This window comes from Nonomuraea sp. NPDC049309, from assembly GCF_043196965.1.
Lineage (GTDB): Bacteria > Actinomycetota > Actinomycetes > Streptosporangiales > Streptosporangiaceae > Nonomuraea > Nonomuraea fastidiosa.
In genome coordinates, this window is sequence record NZ_JBICSH010000004.1 from 564,429 (window position 1) to 580,899 (window position 16,471).

At 72.8% G+C, this 16,471-nt stretch carries 13 protein-coding genes; 7 read left to right on the forward strand and 6 right to left on the reverse strand.

Annotated features, from left to right (window positions below; all coding sequences use genetic code 11):
* Positions 1-402: 402 nt before the first annotated feature.
* Both ACGFIM_RS27670 and ACGFIM_RS27675 read left to right on the forward strand, forming a co-directional pair.
* Entirely contained in the window at positions 403-2,907 is a 2,505-nt protein-coding gene (locus ACGFIM_RS27670) for a DUF5682 family protein (RefSeq protein WP_393205468.1), read from the forward strand.
* 169 nt (positions 2,908-3,076) lie between these two features.
* Positions 3,077-4,237 (forward strand): VWA domain-containing protein, encoded by a 1,161-nt coding sequence (locus ACGFIM_RS27675; RefSeq protein ID WP_393205921.1) that lies wholly within the window; start codon positions 3,077-3,079, stop codon positions 4,235-4,237.
* Between the two features lie 10 nt (positions 4,238-4,247).
* Here the strand turns inward: ACGFIM_RS27675 and ACGFIM_RS27680 are convergent, their stop codons facing one another.
* On the reverse strand, positions 4,248-5,693 hold the full coding sequence (locus ACGFIM_RS27680) for an MFS transporter (protein ID WP_393205471.1): 1,446 nt from the start codon (positions 5,691-5,693) through the stop codon (positions 4,248-4,250).
* Between the two features lie 101 nt (positions 5,694-5,794).
* Between ACGFIM_RS27680 and ACGFIM_RS27685 the strand changes: the two genes are divergently transcribed.
* The 3 genes from ACGFIM_RS27685 (at position 5,795) to ACGFIM_RS27695 (ending at position 9,026) form a co-directional block, all read left to right on the forward strand.
* A complete protein-coding gene (locus tag ACGFIM_RS27685; RefSeq protein WP_393205474.1) occupies positions 5,795-6,541 on the forward strand; it encodes a TetR/AcrR family transcriptional regulator in 747 nt (248 codons plus the stop codon).
* A gap of 72 nt (positions 6,542-6,613) precedes the next feature.
* On the forward strand, positions 6,614-8,008 hold the full coding sequence (locus ACGFIM_RS27690) for an MFS transporter (RefSeq protein WP_393205477.1): 1,395 nt from the start codon (positions 6,614-6,616) through the stop codon (positions 8,006-8,008).
* 13 nt (positions 8,009-8,021) lie between these two features.
* Positions 8,022-9,026, forward strand: a complete 1,005-nt coding sequence (locus tag ACGFIM_RS27695) for an enolase C-terminal domain-like protein (protein ID WP_393205480.1) — start codon at positions 8,022-8,024, stop codon at positions 9,024-9,026.
* A 6-nt stretch (positions 9,027-9,032) separates the two neighbouring features.
* Here the strand turns inward: ACGFIM_RS27695 and ACGFIM_RS27700 are convergent, their stop codons facing one another.
* The 4 genes from ACGFIM_RS27700 to ACGFIM_RS27715 form a co-directional block, all read right to left on the reverse strand.
* On the reverse strand, positions 9,033-9,377 hold the full coding sequence (locus tag ACGFIM_RS27700) for a toxin-antitoxin system YwqK family antitoxin (protein WP_393205483.1): 345 nt from the start codon (positions 9,375-9,377) through the stop codon (positions 9,033-9,035).
* The gene (locus ACGFIM_RS27705; protein WP_393205485.1) at positions 9,374-11,050 is read right to left on the reverse strand and encodes a hypothetical protein; all 1,677 of its coding nucleotides are present in this window, start codon (positions 11,048-11,050) and stop codon (positions 9,374-9,376) included. Before ACGFIM_RS27705 ends, ACGFIM_RS27700 begins: the two co-directional genes overlap by 4 nt.
* Positions 11,051-11,121: 71 nt before the next feature.
* Positions 11,122-11,310, reverse strand: a complete 189-nt coding sequence (locus ACGFIM_RS27710) for a hypothetical protein (RefSeq protein ID WP_393205488.1) — start codon at positions 11,308-11,310, stop codon at positions 11,122-11,124.
* A gap of 98 nt (positions 11,311-11,408) precedes the next feature.
* On the reverse strand, positions 11,409-12,848 hold the full coding sequence (locus ACGFIM_RS27715) for an LCP family protein (RefSeq protein WP_393205490.1): 1,440 nt from the start codon (positions 12,846-12,848) through the stop codon (positions 11,409-11,411).
* Positions 12,849-13,077: 229 nt separating this feature from the next.
* Here ACGFIM_RS27715 and ACGFIM_RS27720 point away from each other — a divergent pair, with 229 nt between their 5' ends.
* Positions 13,078-13,938: an enoyl-CoA hydratase-related protein gene (locus ACGFIM_RS27720; RefSeq protein ID WP_393205493.1), complete on the forward strand. Its 861-nt coding sequence runs from the start codon at positions 13,078-13,080 to the stop codon at positions 13,936-13,938.
* 1 nt (position 13,939) lies between these two features.
* Positions 13,940-14,917, forward strand: a complete 978-nt coding sequence (locus ACGFIM_RS27725; RefSeq protein ID WP_393205496.1) for an alpha/beta hydrolase — start codon at positions 13,940-13,942, stop codon at positions 14,915-14,917.
* Here the strand turns inward: ACGFIM_RS27725 and ACGFIM_RS27730 are convergent.
* Positions 14,890-16,383: an alpha/beta hydrolase family protein gene (locus tag ACGFIM_RS27730; protein ID WP_393205499.1), complete on the reverse strand. Its 1,494-nt coding sequence runs from the start codon at positions 16,381-16,383 to the stop codon at positions 14,890-14,892. The genes ACGFIM_RS27725 and ACGFIM_RS27730 overlap by 28 nt on opposite strands.
* Positions 16,384-16,471: the final 88 nt, after the last annotated feature.

Consider the following 16,471-nt stretch of genomic DNA (forward strand, 5'->3'; position numbering starts at 1 on the left):
ACCGCTTCGCCGGCCGGTCCGCCTCCGCTCGGCGTCACTGCGGAAGGTGTCGCTTCGGCCGGCTGCGCTTCGGCGCGGGCGGCTTCGGGCGGTGCCGCGTGCGGCGGCCCGGGTTCGTGGCGCGGTGCCTTGGATGGCGGTGCTGCGTGCGGCGGCTCGGGTCCGTGGCGCGGTGCCTTGGACGGCGATGCCCGGAGCGCTGCCGGTGGCGGGACGCCGGGAGGCTCGGGTCCAGCAGCGGAGGCACTGGGCGGCGCGGCACGGGGAGCGACGGCCCCTGACAGGGAGATGGACGGCGACGGGGTGATACCGGGATTGATGGACGCCGGCAGGGCGACGGCCGCCGGGCTGCCGGCCAGTACCTGGGCTGGTGGCGCGGGGCCGGGTGGCGGAGACCCGCGGGTGTCCGTCCTCGGGGTGCGGCATCACGGTCCCGGGTCGGCGCGGGCCGTGCGGCGGGAGCTGGAGCGGCTGCGTCCCGACGTCATCCTCATCGAAGGCCCGCCCGAAGCCGACGCGCTGGTCGGGCACGCGCCGGACCTCGAACCGCCGGTCGCGCTGCTCGCCCACGTGCCCGGGGAGCCGTCGCGGGCGGCGTTCTGGCCGTTCGCCGCGTTCTCGCCGGAGTGGCAGGCGATCCTGTACGGCACGTCCGCCGGCATCCCGGTCCGCTTCTGTGACCTGCCCGCCGCCCACTCCCTCGCCGACAACCCCGCCGACGACCTCGCCGACGACCCCGCCGAGGAGACCGCCGAGTCCCCGCCGAGCGATCCCGCCGAGGCTCCGGCAGGCGGCCCAGCCGGGAGATCGGGCAGGCACGTGGCCGGGAGACCGGGTAACGGGGTGGCCGGGAGGCCGGGCGGCGGCGGGGCCGGGAGGCCGGGCGGCGGCGTGGGCGAGGACGCGGGGGGCGAGGACGCGGGGGGCGAGGACGCGGGGGGCGAGGACGCGGGGGGCGAGGACGCGGGGGGCGGGGGCGCGCAGGAGGCCGGGGAGGAGCCCGCGGCTCAGGCGGGGTCTCGGGATGCGCGGGTCGATCCGATCGGGGCGCTGGCGGCGGCGGCCGGGTACGACGATCCCGAGCGCTGGTGGGAGGACGTGGTCGAGCACCGGGGCGGTGACACGCCGTTCGCGGTGATCGCCGAGGCCATGGCCGCCGTACGCGAGGGGTACCGGCCGGACGAGCGGGAGGCCAGGCGCGAGGCGTACATGCGCAAGACCGTCCGCACAGCGCTCAAGCAGGGTTTCATCAGGATCGCGGTGGTCTGCGGCGCCTGGCACGTGCCCGCGCTGACGGAGCCCTTCCCGCCCGCCGCCGCGGACGACGCGCTGCTGCGCGGCCTGCCGAAGGTGAAGGCCGCGCTGACGTGGGTGCCGTGGACGTACGGGAGGCTGGCGTCCTGGAGCGGCTACGGCGCGGGGATCACCTCGCCGGGCTGGTACCACCACCTGTTCGAGACGCGCGACCGCCCGATCGAGCGGTGGCTGGCGCGGGCGGCGGAGGTGCTGCGCGAGGAGGGGCTGGCGGTGTCGTCGGCGCACGTCATCGAGTCGGTACGGCTGGCCTGGGCCCTGGCCGCGCTGCGCGGCCGCCCGCTGGCGGGGCTCGGGGAGGTCACCGAGGCGGCCAGGGCGGTGCTGTGCGAGGGCGACGACCTGGCGGTGGAGCTGATCCAGCGGCGCATGGTGGTCGGCGACCGGCTCGGGCACGTCTGCGACGGTGTGCCGATGGTGCCGCTCCAGCGTGACCTGCGCGACCGGCAGCGCACGCTGAAGCTCAGGCCCGAGGCGCTCGACCGGGAGATCGACCTGGACCTGCGCAAACCGCTCGACCTCGGCCGCAGCCACCTGCTGCACCGGCTGCGGCTGCTGGGGGTCGGCTGGGGCACGCCGGGGCAGGCGCGCGGGAAGGGCACGTTCAGGGAGACGTGGACGCTGCGGTGGCGGCCTGAGCACGATCTCGCGCTCATCGAGCACGCCGCCCTGGGCACCACCGTGGCCGCCGCCGCCGTGCGGCGCGCCCGCGACCTGGCGGCGGCCGGATCGGCGACGCTGGCGGACCTGACGGGGCTGGTGGAGCGGTGCCTGCTGGCGGACCTGCCGGAGGCGCTGCCTGACGTGCTGGGCGCCCTGTCGGCCAAGGCGGCGCTCGACACCGACGTCACCAAGCTGATGGCGGCGCTGCCCGCGATGGTGCGGGCCCACCGGTACGGCGATGTGCGCGGCACGTCGGCGGAGGGGCTGGAGGTGATCGTCCGGTCGATGCTGGAACGCATCTGCGTCGGCCTGCCGGTCGCGGTGACCGGCCTGGACGACGACGCGGCGGCAGATCTGCTCAAGCACGTGGACGCGGTGCACTCGGCGGTCGCGCTCCTCGACGCCGGCGCCGCGGGCACCCCTGCGGGCGGGCCAGGGCGCGGGGCGGCTCGGGGGCGGTGGATGGCGACGCTGCGCGGTATCAGCGATCGCCAGGACCTGCACGGGCTGATCGAGGGCCGGCTCACCCGGATCCTGCTGGACGCCGGTGAGCTGGACGACGCCGGTGACCGCATGTCCAGGGCGATGTCCAGGGGGCGGCCGCCGGTGCGGGCGGCCGCCTGGGTGGAGGGGTTCCTGGCGGGCGGCGGGCTGCTGCTGGTGCACGATCCGCGGCTGCTGGGGCTGGTCGACGAGTGGCTGACGGGGCTGTCCCGCGAGCAGTTCACCGACGTGCTGCCGCTGCTGCGCCGCGCTTTCGGGGCGTTCGCGGCACCCGAGCGCAGGGCCGTCGGCGAGCGCCTGCGCGCGGCGGGCCGCGACGGCGGCGCGGGCCGGGACGACGTGGACGAGCGCCGCGCCGCCCTCGCCGTCGCCACCGTCCTGTCGATCCTCGGCAGGCCGGCACCCGGAACGAGGCCATGCGAGTGATCGGCATCCGGAAGGAAGAGCATGCGGGTGGCCGGTATCCGGGGAGGCCATGCGGGTGATCGGTATCCGCGGAAGAGGCACGCGGGTGACCGGCACCCGGAACGAGGTCACACGAATGACCGGGAGCAGGAAGGGAGGGGCGTCGGTGAGCGGCGAGCGGGATGAGCGGATGCGGCGGTGGCGGCTGGTGCTGGGCGGGGGACCGGCCGACGGCACCGGTTGGGCGCTGGAGGGCGCGGACGCGCAGATGGACGCCGCGCTGGCGGCGCTCTACGACCAGGACGGCGCGGCCGGGACCGGCGACGGCGGGCGGCCGGACCGGCGGGAGGGCGGCCTGGGGGCGTCGGCGCCCCGGGTGGCCAGGTGGCTGGGCGACATCCGGAGGTATTTCCCGTCCACGGTCGTCCAGGTCATGCAGAAGGACGCCATCGAGCGGCTCAACCTCACCAGGCTGCTGCTGGAGCCCGAGATGCTGGAGGCCGTCGAGCCGGACGTGCACCTGGTGGGCACGTTGCTGGCGCTCAACAAGGTGATGCCCGACCAGGCCAGGGAGTCGGCCAGGGCCGTGGTGCGCACCGTGGTGGCCGAGCTGGAGCGCAGGCTGGCGCAGAGGACGCGGGCGGCGGTGTCGGGGGCGCTGGACAGGTCGGCGCGGACGTACCGGCCGAAACGGGTGGCCGACATCGACTGGGACCGGACGATCCGGGCGAACCTTAGGAACTACCTGCCCGAGAAGAACACCGTCGTCCCCTCCCGGCTGGTCGGGCATGCCCGCCGCCGGCGTGCGATGCAGCGGGAGGTGGTGCTGTGCGTCGACCAGAGCGGGTCGATGGCGTCATCGGTGGTGTACGCGAGCGTGTTCGGCGCGGCACTGGCGTCGATGCGGGCGCTGAAGACGTCGCTGGTGGTGTTCGACACGGCGGTGGCCGATCTCACCGACCGGCTGCACGACCCGGTGGAGCTGCTGTTCGGCACGCAGCTCGGTGGCGGCACCGACATCAACCGGGCCGTCGCCTACAGCCAGGGCCTCATCACCCGCCCCACGGACTCGATCTTCGTGCTGATCAGCGACCTGTACGAGGGCGGGGTCCGGGAGGAGATGCTGCGCCGGATCGCGGCGATGGCGCAGGCGGGCGTCCAGGTGATCGTGCTGCTCGCGCTCTCCGACGAGGGTGCGCCCTTCTACGACCACGAGAACGCGGCCGCGCTCGCCGCGATGGGGGTGCCCGCGTTCGCCTGCACCCCCGACGCCTTCCCGGAGCTCATGGCGGCGGCGATCGAGCGGCGCGACGTCGGCCGCTGGGCCGAGCAGCGCACCCCCGCTCCTTGAGCGTCCCGTCTCACGCGCCCGGCTCCTGGGGGCGGGCGTGGCGGGGCAGCAGGTACGACAGGGCGAACGTGAGCGCCAGCAGCCCGACTTCGACCCACACCGTGAGCTGCATGGCCGAGCCGAAGCTCCACCGGTCGGCGAGCAGGTGGAAGAAGAGCGTGCCGAGCAGCGCGGTGCCGAACGCGCCGCCGAGCTGCTGGATGCCGGTCAGCGTGCCGGAGGCGGAGCCGGTCTCGTGCGGTTCGACGCCGGCGAGCACGATGTCGAAGAACGGCGCCATGACGAGCCCCATGCCGACGCCGGCGAGCGCGAGGCCGGGGGCGAGCTGCAGGGTGGAGACGTCAGTGCCGGCCAGGTGAATGGTCAGGCCCAGCACGGCCGCACCGGCCGCCATGACGAGCGTGCCGATCTGCAGCAGGCCGCGGCCGAGCTTCGCCTGCAGACCCGACAAGGCCAGGCCGAAGCCGACGACGCCGCCGAGCGCCTGCGGCAGCGCGGCGAGACCGGCCTCGAGCGGGCTGAAGCCGAGCCCGAGCTGCGTGTAGAGGGTGAAGACGAGGCTGAAGCCGATCATGCCGGAGAAGAACGCGAGCCCGGCGATCAGGCCGCCGGTGAAGGCGCGCTTGCGGAACAGGCTGGGCGTGACGAGCGGGTCGCGTCCCGAGGCGGTGCGGCGGGCCTCGTACCGGCCGAAGAGCGCGAACACCGCGATCGAGGCGGCCATCGACACGAACGTCCAGGCGGGCCAGCCCAGCTCGCGGCCCTGGATGAGCGGGAAGACGAGCAGGAACGCGGCGAGCGAGACGAGCCCGACACCGGGCAGGTCGAGGCGGCTGGCGGTGGGGGAGCGGTATTCCGGCAGGTAGCGCAGTGCGGCGAGCACGGCGGCCAGGCCGAGCGGCAGGTTGATCAGGAAGATCATGCGCCAGCCGGTGCCGAAGAAGTCGGCGTCCACCAGCCAGCCGGCCAGCACGGGACCGCCCACGGACGAGATCGTCATGACCGGCCCGAACATGCCGAACGCCTTGCCCATCTCATGGGGCGGGAACATCTCCTTGATCAGCCCCAGGCCCTGGGGGATCATCACCGAGCCGAACAGGCCCTGAAGCACACGGCTGGCGATCAGCATCTCGGGGCTGACCGCGAGACCGCACAGCAAGGAGGCGAGCGTGAAGCCGGTTGCGCCGATCACGAACATGCGCTTCTTGCCGTACAGGTCGCCGAGGCGTCCGCCGGTGATGAGGCCGACGGCCATGGCGAGGGTGTAGCCGGCGCCGAGCCACTGCACGAGGCTTTCGGAGCCGCCCAGGTCCCGCCGGATGGTGGGCGCGGCGATCGTGGTGACGAGCGCGTCCAGAAGGTCCATGACCTCGGCGGCGAGGATCACGAACAGGGCGATCCACCGCCATCGATACGGTTGGACCCCGGCCTGCGCCGAGGCGGCGGTGACGGTCATGAGCGGTCTCCTTCGATAACGGCGTTCTAGTGAACGAACAGCGTTCGTATCGGAACACCGTTTTAGTGGCGAACGCTGTTCGTGTCAAGTACGCTGTTCGTATGGTGGATCGCAAAGGAGCGGAGGGCGTCCCGGCGCCGCCGTGGCGCAAGACGCGCAAGCCGGCACAGCCCAAGCGGCAGCTCAGCCAGGATCTGATCATCGAGGCGGGCATGCGGATCCTCGACGCCGAAGGGTTCGACGCGCTCAGCATGAGACGCGTGGCCCAGGAGCTCGAGACCGGCCCTGCCTCGCTCTACGCGCACGTCGCCAACAAGGACGAGCTGCTGGAGCTGATCTACGACCGGGTGCTCGGCGAGATCCGGCTCCCCGAGCGCGATCCGGCCCGCTGGAAGGAGCAGCTTCGCGAGTACGCGCTGGAGGCGCACCGCGTGCTCACCGCGCACGGCGACGTCGCCAGGGCGGCGCTGGCCACCGTCCCCACGGGCGAGAACTCCTTGCGCGCGGGCGAGTTCGTCTTCGGCCTGCTGGTGGAGGCCGGCATGCCGCCCAGGGAGGCGGCCATCGCGCTCGACCGGCTCTCCCTCTACATCGTCGGCGACGCCTACGAGGGGTCGGTGCTCTACGCCCGCATGCAAGCGGCCGGCTTCACCGACAAGCAGGAGTACTTCAAGTCGTGGATGGCCCAGATCACGGCCTACTACCGGGCGCTGCCGCCCGAGCGGTTCCCCCACGTCACCAAGTACGTCGACGACCTGGTGGACGCCGGCGGCGAGGAACGCTTCCGCTACGGGCTCGACCGCATGCTCGACGGCATCGAGGCGCGCATGCGGGACAGCCGGGCGTAGCCATGCCTTAGGCCCAATTGCCTAGGCCCGATGCCCGATGTGCCGGACGGGGCCGGCCCGTAGTTTGCCCGCATGACGTCGATTGTGGAGAAGAATGCGGCGGCCCCCGCCCTGGTGCTGTCCGCCGCTTACCGGGCATTGAGCATCGGGCTCGTGGCGCTGGTGACGCTGACGGCGTTCGAGGCCATGGCGGTCAACACCGCGATGCCGGTGGTGGCGCGCGACCTCGACGGCCTGCCCCTGTACAACCTCGCCTTCAGCGCCACCCTGGCGGCCAGTGTGATCGCGACCGTGCTGGGCGGGCGGTGGGCGGACCTGCGCGGGCCGATGCAGCCCATCGCCGCCGGGGTCGCCGCGTTCGTGGCGGGCCTGCTGCTGGCCGGGCTGGCGCCCACGATGGAGGTGTTCGTGGTCGGCCGGTTCGTGCAGGGCCTCGGCACCGGATTCATCCAGGTGTCGCAGTACGTGCTGGTCGCCCGCGCCTACCCGCCCGCGATGCACCCCCGCGTGTTCGCCGTGTTCTCGGCGGCCTGGGTCGTGCCGTCGATGGTGGGGCCGGCCATTGCCGGGTTCGTGGTGGAGAACGCCGACTGGCGGTGGATCTTCCTCGGCGTGACGCTCATCGTGATCCCGTCGGCGCTGCTGCTGTGGCGGGGCGCGGCAGGCCGTACGGACGGAGAGAGCCAGCCCCAGGCCGGCGGCGAACCCGCACCCGCGCTCGGCCGCAAGCTCGTCTGGGCCACGCTGACCGCCGTCGCCGCCGCGCTGCTGCAGTACGGCGGCGCGCTCAAGACGGCCGGCCTGCCCCTGCTCGCCGCGGGTCTCGTGCTGCTGGCCGTGGCCCTGCCCAAGCTGCTGCTGCCCGGCTCGCTGCGGGCCGCCCGCGGCCTGCCCACCGCGCCCGTCCTGCGCGGCCTGGCCTACGGCGCGCTGACGGCCGCCGAAGTGTTCATCCCGCTCATGCTCATCAACGAGCGCGGCCTCACCGCCACCGGCGCCGGCGTCGTGCTCACCATCGGCGCGCTCGGCTGGTCCACCGGCTCCTGGATCAAGGGCCGCGGCGTGATCGGCCACCTCCTCGCCATCCGAGGCGGCGCCGCCATGATCACCATCGGCATCGCGATGGTCACGCTCATGCTGATCGACGCCGTGCCGATCGCGGTCGCCTACCTCGCCATGGCCATCGCCGGGCTCGGCATCGGCGTGCTGCACCCCACGGTGTCCGTCCTGGTGCTGGAGATGTCCAAGGAAGGCGAGGAGGGCACGAACAGCGCGGCCGTGGGCGTCGGCGAATCGGTGTTCACCGTGGTGGCCGTCGCGCTCAGCGGCGCCCTGTTCACCGCGGCCGGCGGCAGCTACCTGATCGGCCTCGCCTTCACCGCGCTCCTCGCCGCCGGCGCCTGTTTGCTCGCCCCGCGTTTCGTGCACGCGGCGGCACCGGGCACTATGGAGGAAGCCGCGTCATAAAAAAGGGGGATGCATGCCGCGCGTGCGGGAGCTAGAGGTCTTCCGGCTTGTCCTGCCCTTCGGCAGGAAGACGGAGACCCTGCTCGTCAAGCTCACCGACCATGGAGGCATGGTCGGGTGGGGCGAGGCGACCGCTCCGCCGGCCAAGGCCTGGTCGAGGCTGGAAGAGACGCTGGCCGCGCTGCTCATCGGCGTCGACTGGGAGCATCCCGACACCGTGCCGAGCGGCGACAGCGCCGTCGACATGGCCTGCTGGGACCTGTGGACCAAGATGCGCGGCGTGCCGCTCGCCGAGGCGATCGGCGGCAGCCGCACCTCCCTCATGGCGACCGTGCGGCTCGGCCCCGACACCTCGGTCGAGAGCCTGGTGTCCCGGGTCAACCGGCATATCTGCGCCGGATACGGGCACGTCACGCTCGACGTCCGGCCGGGCTGGGACGTCGAGCCGGTTCGCGCGGTGCGGCAGGCGTACCCGGCGCTGACGCTGGCCGTCGACTGCGGCAACGCCTACACCGACCTCGGCCAGCTCGTCGCGCTCGACTCCTACGGCCTCGAGGTCATCGAACGCCCCTTCGCCGTCACCGACGTCTACTCCCACGCCGCGCTCCAGGACCAGGTGGCCGCCTCCGTCGCCGTCGAGGTGTCCTCGTCGGCCGAGCTCGACGACTTCCTCACCCTGCGCGCGGCCCGCGTCCTGCTGCTGCGCCCCTCGGCGTTCCCGTCGCTGTCGGAGGTCAGGCGCGCCCACGACCGCGCCGCCGCCGCGGGCTGGGACATCCAGTGCACCGGCGGCCAGGGCGCGGGCCTGGCCAGGGCGGCCACGGTCGCGGTGGCCAGCCTGCCGGGGTGCACGCTGCCGTGCGACGTGACCCAGCCGCCGCGTCAAAACCAGATCGTCACGCCCGTCGTCGGCGCGAACGCCGGGGTCATCGCGGTGCCGCTGACCCGCTCGGGGCTCGGGCATGACGTCGACGAGCAGCGACTGCGGCGGATGACCAAGGAGTCGTTCCACGCCTGAGGCGGGTCAGGGGGCGGGGATCGGGTTGCCGTCCTCGTCCCACCACTGCTCGCTCACCAGCTCGCCGCCTTCTTTGAGCTGCATCTCGTGGGCGAGCCGCCCGTTGCGGTGCCAGGTGCGCTCGCTCACCGGAAGGCCGCGCCGGTACACGCGCTCCAGCTTGAGCGTCTGGTCCGGCCAGTAGACCCGCTCCGGACCGTCCTGCAGCCCGTCGGTGTGGTGCGCCTCGGAGGCCAGCGAGCCGTCAGGGCGTGTTTCCACGGTGACTCCCGTGAGCGGCTGCCCGCGGTAGGTCACCCGGTCGTGGTCGTCGATGTCGGTCTCGGACAAGGGCACCCGAAGTGTCGTCATGGTGTCATCTTTCCGGGGATCGAGTCGATGGGGCCCAGTATGGCGGTGCAGTTCGCGCAGCAGGGCGCGGGCCTGCCTTCGCCCCCGCCGAAGAGGCGCCGGTTGTCGACCGTCAGCTCCCCCAGGTGCTCCCTGCCGGTGGAGAGTCCGGCCGCCTCCCGGGCCCAAAGCGCCTTGTTGGCCGACACGACCTCGGAGTGCGTCCCCGCGACGTCGGGGTGGGGGAAGCCGCCGCGATCGCCGGGCCCGTATTCGTAGGCCGTCGGATTGCGCGTGGCCTGCTCGCGCAGCTCGTCGAGCGGCCGCTGCAAGGTGGGGTGCAGGTCGTCGGGCATCCGATAAGGGATCGTGTGGTTATCGGCCTCGAAGAGCTGCCCTGTGCGGCGGTCGAGGAGGACGGAGTGCATTCGCCCGACCTCGGCCCGCGTGAAACCTTCTGCTCCTTCTTCGCGCAACTGCCGGTAGAGGGCGTTGCGCTGGGTGGCGACGTCTTGGACGTACTCGCGGACCGGGCGGCCGTTCACCGTGTCGATGAGGCCGTCGGGGCCGCGCGTGGACGGGAGCGTCCGCGGGTCGGGGAGGGGGTGGCCGGCGCGTTCCAGGGCGGAGCCGGCCTGCGCGAGGCGCTGCGCCTGCGGGCTCGGGATGCGCGGGGGAACGGAGGGGGAGCGGCCGATCAGGCGGCCGAACCCGGACCTGACGGCGCCGGCCGCGCCGCGGAGGGCGGCGGCCGCCGCGCGGAGCCCGCCCGCCAGGACCACGCCCTGGGCGATGATGCCGACGCTCTTGCCGCCGGGTAACGTGCCGATCCCGTCGAGGATCACCTGCCCGAGCCCGGCCTTGCCCTGGCGGTACTTGTTCAGCGAGTCGCCCAGCACCACCGCCCCCGCCACCACCGTGGCCCCGACCAACAGGGCGCCGGCCAGGCCGCCGGTGCCGACGATGAGGACGGCGATGCCCGCCACCATGGCGACGTTGCGCGCCAGATCGACGAAGTCGTCCCAGGAGCGGAACGGGGTCGAGAGGGTGTCCCACGCCTTGGCGAGCCAGGATCTGTTCTGGATGCCGCTGCCGGTCAGGGCCTGCTCGATCTCCTCGACGGCCCTGGCCTCGGCCTCGCCGCGCAGGCGGGCGGCCTCGTCGGCGATGCGGCGGGCGCGGGCCCTGTCGGTCTCGGCGGTGCGGGCGCGTTCCAGCGCGGGACGTACGGACGCCTGGACGGCGGGGCCGGCGGTGAGCACGGCGTGCTCGACCTCGCGCAGTGCGCGCAGGCCGCTCGCGGCGGGCACGTGGGCGGCGACCTCGCGTAACGCGCCCTGGTAGCGCTCGTACGCCGCGCCGCCCTGCCGCAGCGCCGCGCCCGCCTGCGCCTTGGCCTGTTCCAGCGCGCCCGCGTACGACATGAGGGCGTCGCCCGCCCCCTTGTACGCCCTGCCCAGCTTGGCCAGCTCGCCCGGCAGCGCGGACAGCGCCTCGGTGTAGGCGGCGGCGTAGTCGCCGCGCATGCGCAGCGCGCCGCTGCCGCCCGCGACCGTGTTCAGCCTGGCGGTGCCGGTGCCGGCCAGCGCGGCCTGGTCGAGCAGCCCGCGGGCGAGCGTGCGCACCTGGCCAGGGTCGCCCGGAGCCGGATCCTCGGCCAGCCCGAGCACCTGCCATCCGGTCGTCATGGTCATGACGCTCCCTTCCGGCAGGCTGTACGCGGCCGGCCCCGCCCGGGTTCAGGGACGCCCTCGAGGGATGCCGTTCAGGAATGCAGCGCGCGGGCCACGTGGACGCCGGTGATGATGTCGGTGATGCCGGAGAAGTGCTGTCCGGCCATGATGAGCGCGTCGCGGATGCCGGCCGTCTTGTCCACGATCCCGTCCGTGGGCGTGCCGGCGACGACGGCGAACGCGAGCGCCGCGAGGGCGAGCAGGTGGTTGCGGCGGTGCATGATGGACCTCCCGAGGCGGTGTGCGATCACGACACCGCCCAGGAGATCACGAGGACCTGGCTCGGGCGCGGGTGCGCCACAGGGGCCAGGCGCGTTCTTTACCCCTTGTTCGAGGGGGTGCCGCAGCCCTGGGTGAGGCCCTGCACCGGGTTGTCGCCGTCCTGCTTGACGCGCCTGTTCTTCTTCGGGCCGGGCGCCTTCGACGGCTCGGCCGTCCCGGAGGCGGACGGCGACGGGGAGGCGGTGGCGGCGACCGGCCGCTCGGCGCGGTCGGAGTCGCGGATCGCCTTCGCGGCCAGCGACCTGATGAGCTCCCAGTCGGGGTAGCCGGTGTTGATCAGCGGCGGGACGAACTGCAGGCTCGTCACCTTGGCGTTCTTCACCTTGAGCGCCAGCGGCACCAGGTGCTCCAGCATCGGCCGGGGGATGTCGGTCCTGATCAGGTCCTTCGTGGCCCGCGCGACCTGGTTGAACCTGGTCAGCAGGGTCGCCGGGTCGGCCTGGTCGAGCAGGGCGCCGAGCACGCAGCGCTGGCGGCGCATGCGGGTGTAGTCGTCGCTGAACGTGCGGGACCGGGCGTACCACATGGCGTCGGCGCCCTTGAGCCGGCGCGTGCCCGCCTTGACCAGCCCCTCGTTGTACCTGCCGAACACGACGTCCTGCTCGACGGTGATCGTGATGCCGCCGATGGCGTCGATGAGGCGGGCGAAGCCCCACATGTTGACCAGGGCGTACCAGTCGACGCGCAGGCCGAGCGTGTAGCCGATGGTGTCCATGAGGACCTTGGCGCCCTGGTGCTGTTTGCCGCCGAACAGCTCGGGGTGTGAGTCGGCGTACTCCCACACGCTGTTGAGCAGGTCGCTGCTGCCGCCGTTGGGGTCCTTCGGCAGGTCGAAGCCGTTGGGGAAGCGGCGGGCCATCGGCGTGCCCGGGCGGAAGCGCACGTCCTCGAGGTTGCGCGGGAGGCTGAACAGCACGGTGTTGCCGGTCCGCACGTTGACGCTGGCCAGGTGCATGCTGTCGGTGCGCACGCCCACCCGGTGGTCGTCGGCGTCGCCGCCCAGCAGCAGGATGTTGATGCGCCGGCGTCCCGCCCACGGGTCCTCGGGTTTCGGCGCGGGCGGTGTCGGCTCATCGACGGCCTCGACGGGGGGCTGGAAGATGTCGTCGAGGGCCTGCCGGTAGGTGCTCGCGGAGTGCGCGGCGTAGGCGAACGGCAGCACGACCACGATGGCGAGCAGCCCGGCCAGCGTGCCGACGAGCGCCTGCCCCGGCTGGCCGAGCCGGCCGGGCCGCAGCACCACGAACGAGTGGACGATCAGTGCGAACCAGGCCGCGCCCAGCACCCCCGAGCCGATCATGACGGCGGTGATCCACGAGTCCTGGGTGGCCGAGCCGAGCAGCGTGCCGAGGTCGTTGGAGAGGACGAACGCCAGCAGGCCGAGCAGCGCGACCGCGTACAGGGAGATCAGGACGAGGCCGGTCTTGCGCCGGCCGGCGCGCAGATGCGCGGCCCCGGGCGCCAGTGCCGCCAGCACGAGCCACCCGAGGACTCCCGCGGCGCTCGCTGGGGCGCTCCCTGCTTTCTTCGCCTGCTCCACGCCTTCCCCGTTTCCCCGCGTTCCACGATAGGTGCTCAGGCCGCTACTGGCGGTGAACCGCGTGGCGTGGTCGCCCCAGGCCTTATCGAGGCGGCGGCCTATGCACTTAATACGAAAAATGTCGTTATCGGGGGGTGAACTTCAGAAACCGAATAACATTCTGTGCATGGGGTTCTCTGAGATCGAGTACGAGGTGACCGATCGCATCGCCACCGTGACATTGAAACGCCCCGACCGGCTGAACGCCTTCACCTTTACGATGCGCGGAGAGTTGATCGAGGCGTTCGACCTGGCCGACGCCGACGACGACGTCCGCGCGGTGGTGGTCACGGGCGCGGGCCGCGCCTTCTGCGCCGGAGCCGACCTGGGCGGCGGCGGGGGCACGTTCAAGGGCCGCCGAGGGGGCGAGACCATCGGCGGCGCGCCGCGCGACGGCGGCGGCACGGTCGCGCTGCGCATCGCCCGCTCGCTCAAGCCCGTCATCGCCGCCATCAACGGCCCCGCCGTCGGCGTCGGCGTCACGATGACGCTGCCGATGGACGTCCGGCTCGCCTCGGAGAACGCCAGGTTCGGGTTCGTGTTCGCGCGGCGCGGCATCGTCACCGAGGCGGCGTCGAGCTGGTTCCTGCCCAGGATCGTCGGCATCTCCAAGGCCATGGAATGGGCCGTCACCGGCCGCGTCTTCCCCGCGTCCGAGGCGCTCGAAGGGCGGCTGGTCTCGCGCGTCCATCCCGCCGATGAACTGCTGCCCGCCGCGTACGAGCTGGCCAGGGAGATCGCCGACAACACCTCCGCCGTCGCCGTCGCGGCCATCCGCCGGCTCATGTGGTCGGGCCTGTCGGCCGCCTCGCCCTGGGAGGCGCACGCCGCGGACTCCCGCCTCATGGCCGAGCTGGGCGGCGCGCCCGACACGGTCGAAGGCGTCACCGCGTTCCTGGAGAAGCGGCGGCCCGACTTCCCCATGCGGGTCAGCGCCGACCTGCCGCCCGGGGTGCCCTCATGGCCGGACGATCCCTATGGTGTCTAGCATGTACGAGATCACCGTGCTGCCCATGCCCGACGACTTCGAGGGCGAGGTCGTGGCGACGCTGGTGTCCAGGAGGGCAGCGACCGCCTCCCGCAGGGCGGTGCTCTACCTCCACGGCTTCACCGACTACTTCTTCCAGGACCACCTCGCCGAGCACTACGTGCAGCGCGGCATCGACTTCTACGCGCTCGACCTGCGCAAGTACGGCCGATCCCTGCTGCCGCACCAGACCAGGGGCCTGATCAGGAGCGTCACCGAGTACTTCGCCGAAATCGACGAGGCCGTGCGCATCATCAGGCGCGACCACGACGAGCTGACCATCAACGCCCACTCCACCGGCGGGCTGGTCGCCGCCCTGTGGGCCGACCGGGTGCGCGGCCGCGGCCTGGTGCAGGGGCTCGTGCTCAACAGCCCGTTCTTCGACCTCAACGTGCCCACGCCGTTAAGGCTGGCGGCCGACCTGCTCGAGACGCCGCTGTCGTACCTGAAGTGGGCGCTGCCGCTGCCGTCCAGCAACGTCTACGGCCGCACCCTGCACCGCAGCCACGGCGGCGAGTGGGACTACGACCTGGAGCTGAAGCCGCTCGGCGGCTTCTCCGTGCACGCCATGTGGCTGGCCGCCATCAGGCGCGCGCAGCGGCGGCTGCATGCCGGGCTGTCGGTGGACGCCCCGGTGCTGGTGCTCGCCTCGGCCACCGGCCTGCGCGTGCGCGACTTCGTCCCCGAGGCGCGCTCGGCCGACGTCGTGCTCGACCCCCGCCACATCGCCCGCTGGTCCACCTCGGTCGGGCCGCACGTGACGTGCGTGCGCATCCAGGACGGCGTGCACGACCTCGTGCTGTCCGCCGAGCCCGTGCGCAAGCAGGTCTTCGCCGAGATGGACCGCTGGATGGCGGCCTTCGTCCACCAGGACGCTCAGCAGGACGCTCACCAGGGTGTTCGCCAGGGCCTTCACCAGGGGAAGGAGAACAGCCCGTAGTAGGCCGCCGCCATCAGCAGCAGCCCGGTCCCGCCGAGCACGCCCCCGACCGAGACGTACTGCCAGCGGGTGGGCTGCAGGCCCTCGCGCAGCGCCGACACGTACGCCGCCACCGCCGTGACCTCCTGGATCAGCATGAGCACGGCGAGCAGCCGCACCACCAGCCAGCCGGCCAGCACGGCCGGCCAGGCGCCCGCCTGGTTGACCGAGAACAGCACCAGCAGCGTGATGAACGCCGCCACCGAGGCCAGCAGGCCGAGCCCGGTCCACGCCATCCTGGACAGCCGGCGCCGGATCGGCGCCCACAGGCGGGCGTTGGTCTCGACGGGGGTCTGGTCGCGGTGGCGCAGCCGCACGACCATGGCCGCGACCGGGCCCGCCACGTAGCCGACGGCGGCCAGGCCGATCGTCAGCCCGAGCATCGTGCCGCCCGCGTACCAGGGGGCGGCGGGCACGTCGCTCGCCTCGAATCGCTGAACGGGGGTCGCGCCCGCCATGTGGACCGCCGGCTCGGCCGTGCCCGGCAGGCCATTGATCCAGTTGGCCAGGGTCTCCAGGTAGCCCGCGGTGAAGTCGCCGCCGTTGACCCGCATGGCGTGGTCGCCCTTGGCCATGAAGCGGATCGTGTACTTGTCGTTGCCCGCCTTCTCCAGGGCCGTGATGAGCGCCTTGGTGGACTCGACGAAGGGGATCGAGGGGTCTGTGGTGCCGTAGAACGCCAGGACCGGCTGCTTGACCCGGCTTAACGCGGGCATCGCGTCGTAGCGCAGGAAATCGAAGCCGACCCCGCCCATCGCCCTGGTCAGCAGGTCGCGCACGCCGACGGGGGCGCGCAGCCGCAGCAGCTGCTCGTTCAGCGCCCAGGCGACCTGGCGCAGCGGGGAGACGTTGGGCGAGGACACCAGCACCACGAAGCCGACGGACGAGCTCTTGGCCGCCGCGATCGGCACCACCCAGCCGCCCTCGGACACGCCCCACACGCCCACGAGGTCCGGGTTCACCTCGGGCCGCGTGCGCAGGTACTCGACCATGCGCAGCGCGTCGTCCGCGAGCAGCCCGAAGTCGCGGTGGCGGAAGTCGTATCCGACCGTGCGCTTGTCGAACGCGATCGTCACCACGCCCGCCCTGGACAGGAACTCCGCCTGCGGCGTGAACTCCGTACGCGAGCCGTTGCCCGACCCCGACACGAACACCATCGCCGGATGCCGTCCCGGAGCCACCGGCACCCGCAGCGTGCCCTCCAGGCGCTGGCCCTCCGCCTGGACCGAGATCTCCTCCTCGCGGAACTCGTGGACGGCCGCGACGGGCTTCAGCTCCTCGGCAGGCTGCGGCGGGATGGCCTGGAACGCGGGATCGACCTTCAGCGGCGGCGGATCGAACGCGGGTGGAAGGACGTAACCAACCGTCGCAAGAGCCACCAGCACCAGGCCGGCGGCGACGCTCAAGGTGCCACGGCCAGTGCGCATCGGCCTCCCCATGTGCGTTGGTTTGCCCGCCGATCTTCCAGAGTACTCCCGGCGCGTGGGACAGGAGAGACCCCGTATGTCGGTGAGA

Bases quoted from the DNA above. Each gene is read 5' to 3' on its own strand.
- ACGFIM_RS27675 (WP_393205921.1), top strand. From the start codon at position 3,077: ATGCGGCGGTGGCGGCTGGTGCTGGGCGGGGGACCGGCCGACGGCACC.
- ACGFIM_RS27680 (WP_393205471.1), bottom strand. From the start codon at position 5,693: ATGACCGTCACCGCCGCCTCGGCGCAGGCCGGGGTCCAACCGTATCGA.
- ACGFIM_RS27685 (WP_393205474.1), top strand. From the start codon at position 5,795: ATGGTGGATCGCAAAGGAGCGGAGGGCGTCCCGGCGCCGCCGTGGCGC.
- ACGFIM_RS27690 (WP_393205477.1), top strand. From the start codon at position 6,614: ATGACGTCGATTGTGGAGAAGAATGCGGCGGCCCCCGCCCTGGTGCTG.
- ACGFIM_RS27695 (WP_393205480.1), top strand. From the start codon at position 8,022: ATGCCGCGCGTGCGGGAGCTAGAGGTCTTCCGGCTTGTCCTGCCCTTC.
- ACGFIM_RS27700 (WP_393205483.1), bottom strand. From the start codon at position 9,377: ATGACGACACTTCGGGTGCCCTTGTCCGAGACCGACATCGACGACCAC.
- ACGFIM_RS27705 (WP_393205485.1), bottom strand. From the start codon at position 11,050: ATGACCATGACGACCGGATGGCAGGTGCTCGGGCTGGCCGAGGATCCG.
- ACGFIM_RS27710 (WP_393205488.1), bottom strand. From the start codon at position 11,310: ATGCACCGCCGCAACCACCTGCTCGCCCTCGCGGCGCTCGCGTTCGCC.
- ACGFIM_RS27720 (WP_393205493.1), top strand. From the start codon at position 13,078: ATGGGGTTCTCTGAGATCGAGTACGAGGTGACCGATCGCATCGCCACC.
- ACGFIM_RS27725 (WP_393205496.1), top strand. From the start codon at position 13,940: ATGTACGAGATCACCGTGCTGCCCATGCCCGACGACTTCGAGGGCGAG.
- ACGFIM_RS27730 (WP_393205499.1), bottom strand. From the start codon at position 16,383: ATGCGCACTGGCCGTGGCACCTTGAGCGTCGCCGCCGGCCTGGTGCTG.